The sequence below is a fragment of the Mesorhizobium sp. BR1-1-15 genome (assembly GCF_020165475.1).
Lineage (GTDB): Bacteria > Pseudomonadota > Alphaproteobacteria > Rhizobiales > Rhizobiaceae > Mesorhizobium.
Window position 1 is genome coordinate 65943 of the sequence record NZ_JAIUIF010000004.1, and the last position, 11043, is coordinate 76985.

An 11043-nucleotide genomic window follows, 5' to 3' on the forward strand; every position below is an offset into this window, starting at 1 on the left:
ATCGACCGGCCGCAACGGGACCTCTCGACCGGAACGAACGCGAAATGGCCGGGAGCCGCGACATGAACCAAGCCACGGCAATCGCGATGGCTACGCCGTCGCTCGAGGATGCACAGCGCAGCAGGCTGTTGTTCTGTCTTTTCTGCGCCTGCACCGTTGCCTACGTGCTGATGAGGCATGCCAACTCCCTCCTTCTGGATCCTGACAGCTGGTGGCAGGTGAAGGTCGGGCTGGATTTCCTGGCGAACCGGACATTTCCGACCGTCGACCCCTATTCCTATACCTTCGCCGGCCAGCCCTGGATCGCCAAGGAATGGCTGGGGCAGGTGCTTCTGGCGCTCGCCTATGGCGCCGGTGGCTGGAATGGCGTCGTCACGCTGATCATCGCCACGATCGGCCTGACAGTCTTCCTGATGGGATGGTTCCTCAGCGCATGGCTGAAGCCGGTGTTAGCGGTGGTGCTGGCTTTCGTCGCGGCTTTCCTTGTCGCCCCGATCTATACGGCGCGCCCCCACGTTTTCACGTTGCCGATCATCGTCATTTGGACGGCAATGCTGTTTCGCGCGGCGCAGGAGGAAAGAGCGCCATCCCCGTGGCTGCTCGCGCTCGTCGTGTTGTGGGCGAACCTGCATGCCACATTCACCTTGAGCTTCGTCATCGCCGGCTTTGCCGGTCTGTATCTCCTGTCGCGCATAGGCCTGTCGAAACCGGTTCTCCTGGCGAAATGGGTCGCGTTCGGCCTGCTCTGCCCAGTGGTCAGCCTGGTCCATCCCTATGGCGTCAAGGCCATCCTGGCGACGCTTACCGTCGCCTATGGCAACGAGGCGGTGCCGCTAATCCTGGAATGGCGGCCCTTCAACGCCCAGGAAGAGCTCATCAAGGAAGCCGTGATGCTGCTGGCGCTTTTCGGGCTGTTGGTGTCACGGCTGCGGATCGGCTGGGCCAAGGCGCTGTTCATCCTCTTCACCTTGCATGCCTATCTCAGTCACCAGCGGTTCATGTACCTGTTCTTCCTGCTGGTTCCGCTGGTGATCATGGTTGAGGTCGCACAGCAATATCCCGCACTTTCAGCCGCGACCTGGCTGGCGCAAAAGCGCGACGGATTGGAAAAAGTCCTCGCCAGGCATTACTACGCCATCTCAGGCGCGGTGGCCGTCCTGCTGATCGGCGCGGTCTCGGTCCTCGGCAGCGTCCAACAGATCGCGCCGAGCCCGAAGACGTCCGCCAGCGGAGCACTCGCCTTCGCAAGGGATCAGCAGCTGTCCGGCAACGTGCTGAATTCCTACAATTTCGGCGGCACGCTGATCTTCCACGGGATCAAGACCTACATCGACGGCAGGACGGACCAGCTGTTCCTGGACGGGTTCACGAAAACCGACGACGCGACCGGACACAGTGACGGCAAACCACTGCTCGAGGCCCGGCTGAAGAAATACGCCATAGGCTGGGCGCTGCTCGCGGCCGGCGACACCCGCATTCCCTTCTTCGAGGAATTGGGCTGGAAGCGGACCTACGCGGACGAATACGCCGTGATCTACCTGCCCGGCGCCTGATCCGCGACGCCAGCCCAAACCGGCTTCGGCCCTCCAGCATTCGCCTTGACACCGATGTTGCGGTGCAGCAAATTGCACCGGAGAGGACGAACAAAGTGGGATCGAGAATCAAGGCTTTCTCGCATCGCGGCAATGCCGCCGCATGGGCCGGTGAACCGGGTGCGCCACGACTGCCGCCGGCCACGGCGCGCGAACCGGCCGCATGAACTACAGACGCGACATCGACGGCCTGCGGGCCATAGCGGTGCTGCCTGTCGTCCTCTTTCATTTCGGCTTGTCCGCCATCCCAGGCGGCTTCACCGGCGTCGACATCTTCTTCGTCATATCGGGCTATCTGATCAGCGGCAGCCTGCTCGACGATCTCGAACGCGGCCAGTTTTCGATCGGCCGCTTCTATTGGCGCCGCGCGCGGCGCATCCTGCCGGCGCTGACCTTCGTCATCGTGCTCGCAGGCACTGCCGCCTGGTTCATCCTTTTGCCATCGGACCTGCACGAATTCAGCCTCAGCGTCATCGCGGCCTCGACCTTCTGGTCGAACATCTATTTCTGGAAGACGACGAACTATTTCTCGATCGACGCCGAGCTGCGGCCGCTGCTGCACACATGGTCGCTCTCGGTCGAAGAGCAATATTACATCTTCGCGCCGATACTGGTGTACCTGATCTATCGCTATGCCTCGAAACGCTGGCTGACGATATTGCTGCCGATCGCGATCGGCAGTTTCGCCTTGGCGGTCATGGCGACCTCGATGGCGCCCACGGCGGGTTTCTACCTGTTGCCGACGCGCATCTGGGAACTGGCGCTGGGGGCCATGCTGATGCTGAGAAAGCCGCCGGCACTTGCCAGCCGGCCGGCAATGGAACTGATCGGCCTCGCCGGCTTTGCCATGGTCGCCTTCGGCTTCGTCACGATTTCGGAGAGCGACCCCTTTCCGGGCTACAATGCCTTGTTCCCCTGCATCGGCACCGCCCTGCTCATCTATGCCGGCCACGAAAGGGCGGGCGAACAGGGGCCGGCAACCATCGCCACGCGGGTGTTGCAGTTTCCTCCGCTGGTCTGGATCGGCCTCATTTCCTATTCGCTCTACCTCGTTCATTGGCCGATCAATTCCTTCGTCCATTACGTTTCGCTGAAAGCCATCGGCGTGCCGACGATCATCGCCATGACCGTGGCAAGCTTCGCCCTGGCGGCGTTCTCGTGGACATATGTCGAGCAGCCGTTTCGGCGGAAACGGGCCTACACCGCACCGCTGCCTATCTTCGCCTTTTCCGCGACGGCAATCGTCCTGCTCTGCGTCGGCGGCGTGGCCGGGGCGCTCGGCAACGGTTTTCCGCAACGCTTCCCGGACTTTTCAACGGAACGGATCCAGGTTGGCGACTGGCGCAACGGCATCTGCTTCAACGAAGGCTCGAACCGGATCGAGGACTGGAACCTTGCCGCCTGCACCCGAACGAGCGGCTTTGCCACCAATGTGCTGTTATGGGGCGATTCCTTCGCCGCCCACTATGTCTCGGGACTTGAAGCCAACGCCCAGAAAATCCAGGCTAACGTCATCCAATACACCTATGCCGGCTGCCCCCCGGACCTGACCTATTTTTCCTATGCCCGACCTGCCTGTACCAGCTTCAACGAGCGGGCCCTGTCGATCATCCGCGAAGCCAACATTCAGGCCGTGATCCTGAGTGGCCGATGGACCGACTACGAGGTCAGGGGCTTCGGCGGTCTCCAGAAGACGATCGACCGGCTTCGCCAGATGGGCGTCAAGGTCTACGTCATCGGCCAGTCTCCCGAATTCATCGCCGACGTCCAGAAAATCGCCTTCTTCGCAAGACGAGGAGATACCGCGAACATGTCCTGGCCGATGGCCATGGATCCGGACATCAACAAGCGGGTTCTGCCCTTCGTCAAAGGCGCTGACTTCATAGACCCGCTGACCTATCTGTGCGACGCCGCAGGCTGCTCGTATGCCGATGCCGGCAACAAGCAATTTCTCTATTTCGACTATGGTCACTTCTCTTCCGCGGGCGCCGCACTCGCCATCTCGAGATACTGGCCGAGCTTTGCAGCCGGCACCGAGATCGCGAAAGTGAAATAGCAGGCGGAACCGGCATGCGGCGCGCCGGTCGCTGGGACGGTACCGTGTGGAAAGTGAGCCGCTTTGCGATTGCCCGATGGCCAGCCCTCATGGTAACGAGGCTGCTGCGCGGGTATGATGTAATGGTAGCCTGTCAGCTTCCCAAGCTGAACGCGCGGGTTCGATTCCCGCTACCCGCTCCAGCTTGCAGCGCAAGGTTTTGGGCCTGGAGCCGCCCGTGATCGAGGTAGGCGGTTTTACAGGTAGTTTTACAGCCTATGTTCTCGATTTGGCCTCGTTGAGCCTGCGAATCTTCTCCTTGATCGCGGCACCGCGGCCAACGTAGCGGCGAATGATCCGCTCAACGGTGTTCTCCTCCCAAGCCATGATCTCGGCGATCTCGCGCGCGGTGAGACCGGCAAGGTAGAACTTTGTCGCGGCAGTGCCGCGCAAATCGTGGAAGTGCAGATTGTCGCCTTTCGGCCAGGCCTCTTCCTTGGCCGTGTCGAACGCTTTGGTGAGACTACCCGGCGCCCAGGGTCCTTTCTTGCTGTGCGTCAGGATGACAGGAGAGCGCTTCGGTATGCGCGCGAGGACGTCGCGCAATTCCTGGTAAAGCGGGATGATCGCCTCACGGCGGCGGCCGCTCTTGCCGGTGGGGATAACGATCGCATCCTCGCCGACGTGGGACCAGGACAGTCGCAGGAGATCTCCGGCGCGCAGGCCAGTATGGGCAGCCAGGTCGACGGCGTGCGCAATCTCGACCGAGCAGGTCTTCTTCAGATGCGCAATATCGCCATCCGTCCAGATGATCTCGGAGCGATCATTGTCCGAATGGTTGTAGATCTGCTTGATCCCCTCGCATGGGTTAGAAGCGATCTTGCCCAGCGGATCGACAGCGTAGGAGAGCACGCGGGACAATACCTGCATGCCATAGTCTGCCGTCCGGGGCTTCTCGGCATATTTGGCTCGCCATTGCCGGATGATCGGCCTGATCCTCTCAGGCCGATCGAACTGTGCGATCCGCAACTCGCCGAAATGATCGCCGATGCGGTCAAGCCAGGGTCCCCAGTTGCGCCGCGTCGAGTGGGCAAGCTTCTGATAGTCAGGGCTCGCCTTGTAGAGTGCCACCAGGGTTCGCTGGCAAGGTGCCGATGCGGGCGATGAGGTCCTTTGCTGTATTGTGGCTCCAGTGCCCGCCCCGAGCAGAACGTATCCCCGCCGCGTTCAGTGCCGCTGCCAAGACCGACGGCGACAATTCCCCGCCTGGCGGCAGCCTCGCCATCTCTTCCAGGACAAAATGCCGGAGCCGGCGAGCGCGCCGATCGGCTGCAAGGCGATTGGCGCTATTGCCGTGCTTGTAGTTGGCGGTCGGAGGCGGCGCCTTCTCCGTTGGGGCCAGCCGAAGTCCGACCTTCACCGCTTCAGACCGCGACTTGTTCGTCTGCACGGCGTTTATGACGAGAGAGCGCCGCTCGTCCTCCGTCATCGATTGCTAGGTGCGACGCAATGATGCATCCCAGACTTCGACATCGAGAGCATCCAATGTATCCGCGCACTCGCTGATCCGGTTACGTGCCGTGCGTGCCAACAGTTCCCGGATGTCGGCCAAGAGAAGGCCAGCACCGGAACTGCGCGCTACTTCGAGCGCGTGCCGGAACTTCTCCCTCGATGTGAACGACGCGCGATAGGTGCTCCAGTCGGCAATCGTCTGCAGGATCCGCCCTCCACTGACTTTCTCGAAGATTAGCTGCGCTGCACGCTGACGCCTGAGCGCGCCGTTGGCATTGAGCTCGTCCAACGAGTGAAATTGCCGCCTTACATACGCGAAACTGAAGGCGACGAACGGACGAGCTTCATTCATTGACTTTTCTAAACCTTGTCGAGTGTTCTCAATGCAGATGAAGGACGGAATGCATTCTCGCGAGGGCGCGTCACCGGCTGGTTCCGTATGCTCGATGCGTCATTGCTGCATCGACAGCATCGGCGCCAGCCCTGGAGCGCCCCTGTGACAAAGGCGAGCATCTGAAACGAACAGTAGCGTCGCTGTCGCACTGCACGATCATCAGCCAGGTGATTTGCGTCCTGGATCTCTTCGCCGGGCGCGTTCTCGTGGCTCCATTCGGCAATGGCCGCGGCGCGATGCGGATGTCCTCGGCCGACGCGATCGAAACTGATCGCCGCATTGAACGCATTTCAGCTTTTCTCCACGGAAATGCGCGTCTGCCGGTTGTTGTGTGAAGCGCTGAACTGCTTGAGGGCGTTGATACCGGCGTCATGGCGCACATTTCGGCTCTAATAACTTGCTTCACTGCATGCATGCATCCTCTTCTTTACCGCTACACGCATCGAAAGACAGAGAAGACCATCAAGTCCTCAAGAATCGCTGGCGCCCGAGCTCGGGGATGGATCTTTCAGCCGCATCCGGTCATCGATGTGACGGAGGGCCTGTATCACCCGTCTTGTGAGATCATTGTAATCCGTCAGCGAGCTGGAGCTTCCGGCCGTGATAGACGTCAGCGCCAAAGGTAGGTCGCCCTTGAGGGTCTTCTTCCGGGTCTGCTTCTTCTTCCTTCGCCAGGCCTCGTCCCAGGCTTCCAGTCCGATGACACCCGCGTTCAGAAACCGTCGCAGCCGCGTCTCCCGTAGCTGTTCCAAGAGCAGTCCCCTTTTCTCTTCCGGCTTGTAGGCAAGATCCGGGAAGGTCGGCAGAACGAACTTGAAGTATCGGCCCTGGAAGCGCTGGAACTTGAAGTCTGCAAGATCCTCGATCGTCCGGATACCCATCTCGTCGAGTTCGCCCTTGTCGACCGTGACCTCGATCCGCGCTCTCTTCTTCTTTTCCGGCAGGACATCCCTGGTGCCGGTGGCGATATTCTGTTTGTCGAGCAGTTTGACCATTGTTCGCCATGAGCATCGTGATCTTTTGGCGCCGGCGTAGTAGGTGGAGTCGATTGTCGCCGGTTTATCCTTCGTTGGGTCGAGCAGGAAAGCGTCGCTGCGGTCGGGATGCCTCGGATCATAGCCGAGCACGTAGCTGGTGGCGCCGTCACCTTTGTCCCAGGCGAACCTCGGGCGGTCGGCCGGCTCGTCAATGACATCCCGGCTGGGCAGATGGCTGCGCACCAGCACGCCGAACATCAACGCCCGCGCTTCCTCCGACGGTTCGCGCGGCTTGAAATCGACGCTGACTTCGAGGCCGACGATCTCGGCCGGCCCTACCAGATCCCATTTCGCCCTGACGGCCTCTTCGGCGAGCAGCAGATCCTTGGTGACCGGCTCCTGGATGCGCACCCGGAATTCCCGGTATTTGCCGTCGTCGTCGAGCTTCTGTTTCTCCACAAAGACCTTCTCCCCAATGGCTCGGTCCACGTAGTGTTTGACCCATCGCCACTGGGTGTGTTCCACCGTCCGGAACCGGATATCGGCCCAGTCGACGACCGCTCGGCATGTGTAGGCCTTCAGGTCGATCTGCGGCTCGAGGCAAACCCGGTTCTGAAAGCGCTTCTGCTTTTTTGCAACCGGCTGCTCTACGTAGTGCAGATCGTAGGTCGTGGGGAACTTGATAGCGGTCAGGGTGACGGAGTGTGTGAGCATGCAGGTAGCGGAATCAAAGCAACCGAGGAGACGAGCCCGCGCCCATAGCCGCAATCGGCACGGGTTCATAGAGCTCACTTCTTCTTTGAGATCATGACACGGTCAGCACATCGCCACCGGAGGTGCCGGACGATACGGCCTCCAACAAGTCTCTGAGGTTGACGTCGTTCGACAAAGCGCTTCATCATGGCCTGGGGGGGGATTCCTTTTGACTGAAAAACCGACATTCCGGCCTGGCGATTTCGTTCGCGCACGATCGACGACATGGATCGTAGAGGATCTGGTTACCGACGGGCCAGTGCCGACGCTTGATCTGGTGTCGGTGGAAGACGACTCGCAAGGCGACGGGCTGCGCGTCGCGGTGAAGGCCGAGCTCGATCTGGAGCGGGTCGACACGTCGGATTGGTCGAACCTGCTGAAGAACACCTTCGAGAGCCCGCGACGGCTCGGCGCCCATCTGCTCACCACGGAGTGGCGCACCGCGACATCCGCCGACCGCAGGCTGTTTCAGGCCCCGTTCCGCTCCGGCATCAGGCTCGAGCAATACCAGCTCCTGCCACTAGCGAAGGCCCTTGAGCTCCCGCGCGTCAACCTGTTGATCGCCGACGACGTCGGTCTCGGCAAAACGATCGAGGCAGGCCTGATCGTTCGTGAGCTGCTGCTGCGCCGGCGGCTGAGCTTCGTCGTGGTGGCCGCTCCGGCATCAATGCAGTCGCAATGGCAGGATGAACTGTCGCAGAAGTTCGGTCTCGACTTCACCATCGTCGACCGCGACTATCTGCTCGAGACCCGCCGTCGCCGCGGCTTTTCGGCCAACCCGTGGAGCATCGGATCGCGCTTCATCGTCTCGCACAGCGTGCTTGCGGACGAAACCTACATGAGCGGACTGCGCGACATGCTCGGCTCCTATCGCGCTCGCTCGATGTTCATCCTGGACGAGGCCCATCATGCCGCTCCGGCCGGAGGGCTCGCCTGGGCGACCGAGTCGCAGTTGACCCGCGCCGTGCGGGAAATCGCGCAACCGTTCGAGCATCGGCTGTTCCTGTCGGCGACGCCTCACAACGGTCACGCCAATTCCTTCTCCACGCTGCTGGATATCCTGGATCCTCAGCGCTTCACACGCGGCATCGAGGTAAACGCCAAGGATCTTGAGCCCGTCATGGTCCGCCGACTAAAGGAGGATCTGCGCCAGCTGGGTCACAAATTTCCCGAGCGCCTGGTCGACCCGATCGTCATCGACGGTCTGCCGCCCGACGCACCGGAACTTCAACTGGCCGAAATGCTCGACGCCTACCGCTCAGGCAACATGGGCGGCAGCCGGGCGCGGTTTCTGTTCGCCAACTTGCAGCAGCGCCTGTTCTCCTCGATCACGGCTTTCGATCGCACGCTGCGAACGCACCTGCGGGCGCTTCAGCGACGACATGAGAGGTTGGCGAGCGCCGATGACACGGCCGAGGACGTCATCGAGAGCGACGACCTCATCGAGGTGGTCACGCATGACGCCCGCGGTGAGCTTGGCGATATCAATGCCGCGATCGCCCATGTCGAGGCGATGCTGAAGATCTCCGAGGCGCATCGCCATGCCCCCGACCAGCGGATCGAAAGGCTCCTCGACTGGATCGAGGCGGAAATGCTCGACGAGAAGCACGCGTGGAGGGACCGCAGGCTGATCCTGTTCACGGAATGGGACGACACCCGCCGCTGGGTCGTCGAGCGTCTTGAGGAAGGCCTGAGCGAGCGCAGCCGTGGCAGGATCGACCTGAACGGCCGCATCGTCAGCTTCACGGGCCGGACCAGCCTCGATGAACGCGATGTCATCAAGGAGCGCTTCAACGCCCCATTCGACAAGGCGCCGATCCGCATCCTGGTCTGCACCGATGCGGCGCGCGAGGGCCTCAACCTGCAAACACGCTGCCACGACCTCATCCACATCGACCTGCCCTGGAACCCGTCGCGCCTGGAACAGCGCAACGGCCGCATCGATCGCAAGCTGCAGCCATCGCGCACGGTTAGCTGTCGCTACTTCCTCTACAGGCAGCGCGTCGAGGATCGTGTGCTCGACACGCTGATCCGCAAGACCGAGATCATCCGTAAGCAGCTGGGCACCGCCGGCGAGGTGCTACGGCGTAAAATCGAGACGAGGCTCACGGAAAGCGGCATTTCGCGCCGCGACGCCGAGAGCATCGCGAATGAGATCGAGAACGTCGCCGACGATGGTGTCGGCGTGGCCAAGCGCGACCTCGACGATGAGGCGGACCGGCGGATCCGGCGCTTGAAGGAAGAGCAGGACTGGCTGCAGCGCCGCCTCGAAGATGCGCGCCTACGCGTCGGCGTGGCTGGTTCCGACGTCAAGCGGATTGTCGAAATCGCACTGGCCGATGATGGCGCCAGGCTTGAGGCCGGCCACTTCGCTGCTCCCGAAGCAGTTACGATCGACCCGAATTCTCCCGGTTTCGAGAAGGACCCCACGTGGGCCGTGCTGTTCGATGAGCTGCGCGCGGGACGCCCGCCGCGGCAACGCGATCGTGCCCGGTGGCGGCGCGAGACGCCAGTGCGCGGGTTAGTGTTCGAACCGCCGGTGCTCGCCGACGGCGAACCCGAACCCCAGGATATCGTTCAGCTTCACCTGGAACACCGACTGGTGAAGCGGCTGATTTCGCGTTTCGCGTCCCAGGGTTTCCGCAGCTCGATCGGCCGCGTGACGGCGATCGTGGGCGCGGGCGCTCAGCCACGCGTCGCGCTGATCGGTCGATTGTCGCTGTTCGGGCCGGATGCGCGGCGGCTGCACGAGGAAGTCATCACGGTGACCGCCGCATGGCGTGATGTGCGCAGGGAGATCCCGCTCGAGCCCTTCGGCGACACGGGCGAGGCGACGACCATCGCTCAACTCGAAGAGGCCCTGCGCACCGGGCGGCCGCCTGCCGACAGCATAATAGAGCGTCTCAGGCAGTCCGTAGATGCTGACATCTCCGATCTTAGGCCGCATCTCGAACGCCGAGCCGGGGCAGCCGAAATAGCGGCGATCAAGGATCTGGCCGACAATGGCGAGCGGGAAGCCAGCGGGCTGCGAGAATTGCTCGAACGGCAGATCAAGCGTGTGCGGGAAAGCATGCGTGACGCCGAGCCGCCGGCGCAACTGTCGCTCGATCTCTATCAGAGCGACGAGCAGAAGCAGCAGGCCGAGCGCGAGCTTCGTCAGTTCGAGGCGGATCGCCGCTCGTGGGATGGCAAGCTGGTCCGGCTGCAGCAGGACCTCGAGACCGAGCCGCAAAAAGTGCGCGACAACTACGCCGTGGCCGCGCGCCAGATCGAACCGATCGGGCTCGTATATCTCTGGCCGACGACCAGCTGAGGCATCAAGTGGCACTAGGCGACATAGACGAAACCAGCCAGTGGCTGAATTACCTGCAACCCGAGGGCCTGGTCCTTGGCACCAATGTGCTGCGCAGCAGCGGCCTCACCCCGCTGCGCCAGACACCGCTCGATACCGAAGAAGCGGCCGACGCGCTGGGCCTGCCCACTGATACCGACGTCGAGGACGACAAGGCCTTTATCCTCCGCGACCCATGGCGCTTCCTTAGTGCCTTGCTGAACTGGCCAGCGAGGCTCGTCGCCGGTGCGCTGGATGGGCCACCGGTGCCGCCGGAGCTTTCGCGAGCTCTGCCCGAGCACGGCACGCTGCTTGAGCCGCACATGGCCGTGCTGTGGCGGGACGGCGAGGGCGAGGAGAACATTCCGGCCCAGGCGCTCGTGCTGCTCCATCCTTCTCGACCCCGACGATCGAGGCCAGTTCGGCGCCGATGAGTGGGAGGCCAGCCC

Annotated in this window: 7 protein-coding genes and 1 tRNA gene; 5 read left to right on the plus strand and 3 right to left on the minus strand. The window is 62.2% G+C overall.

The genetic code is table 11. From position 1 onward, the window contains the following. Nucleotides 1-62 precede the first annotated feature (62 nt). The 3 genes from LB541_RS08925 to LB541_RS08935 all read left to right on the plus strand — a co-directional run bounded on the left by LB541_RS08925 (nucleotide 63) and on the right by LB541_RS08935 (nucleotide 3830). Entirely contained in the window at nucleotides 63-1553 is a 1491-nt protein-coding gene (locus LB541_RS08925) for a hypothetical protein (RefSeq protein WP_224618191.1), read from the plus strand. A 202-nt stretch (nucleotides 1554-1755) separates the two neighbouring features. Beyond that, a complete protein-coding gene (locus tag LB541_RS08930; RefSeq protein WP_140523985.1) occupies nucleotides 1756-3648 on the plus strand; it encodes an acyltransferase family protein in 1893 nt (630 codons plus the stop codon). Between the two features lie 108 nt (nucleotides 3649-3756). After that, nucleotides 3757-3830: transfer RNA gene (locus LB541_RS08935), tRNA-Gly, on the plus strand. 73 nt (nucleotides 3831-3903) lie between these two features. On the opposite strand, the gene LB541_RS08940 is transcribed toward LB541_RS08935, so the two are convergent. From LB541_RS08940 to LB541_RS08950, 3 genes are all read right to left on the minus strand, one after another. Then, nucleotides 3904-4809, minus strand: a complete 906-nt coding sequence (locus LB541_RS08940) for a tyrosine-type recombinase/integrase (protein WP_224618349.1) — start codon at nucleotides 4807-4809, stop codon at nucleotides 3904-3906. A 313-nt stretch (nucleotides 4810-5122) separates the two neighbouring features. Beyond that, complete coding sequence (locus LB541_RS08945; protein ID WP_224618192.1) at nucleotides 5123-5491, minus strand: hypothetical protein; 369 nt, start codon at nucleotides 5489-5491, stop codon at nucleotides 5123-5125. Between the two features lie 512 nt (nucleotides 5492-6003). Next, nucleotides 6004-7224: a hypothetical protein gene (locus LB541_RS08950; RefSeq protein WP_224618193.1), complete on the minus strand. Its 1221-nt coding sequence runs from the start codon at nucleotides 7222-7224 to the stop codon at nucleotides 6004-6006. Nucleotides 7225-7432: 208 nt separating this feature from the next. Between LB541_RS08950 and drmD the strand changes: the two genes are divergently transcribed. Next, a complete protein-coding gene (gene drmD, locus LB541_RS08955; protein WP_224618194.1) occupies nucleotides 7433-10576 on the plus strand; it encodes a DISARM system SNF2-like helicase DrmD in 3144 nt (1047 codons plus the stop codon). Between the two features lie 8 nt (nucleotides 10577-10584). Beyond that, nucleotides 10585-11028, plus strand: a complete 444-nt coding sequence (locus LB541_RS08960; protein WP_224618195.1) for a hypothetical protein — start codon at nucleotides 10585-10587, stop codon at nucleotides 11026-11028. Nucleotides 11029-11043: the final 15 nt, after the last annotated feature.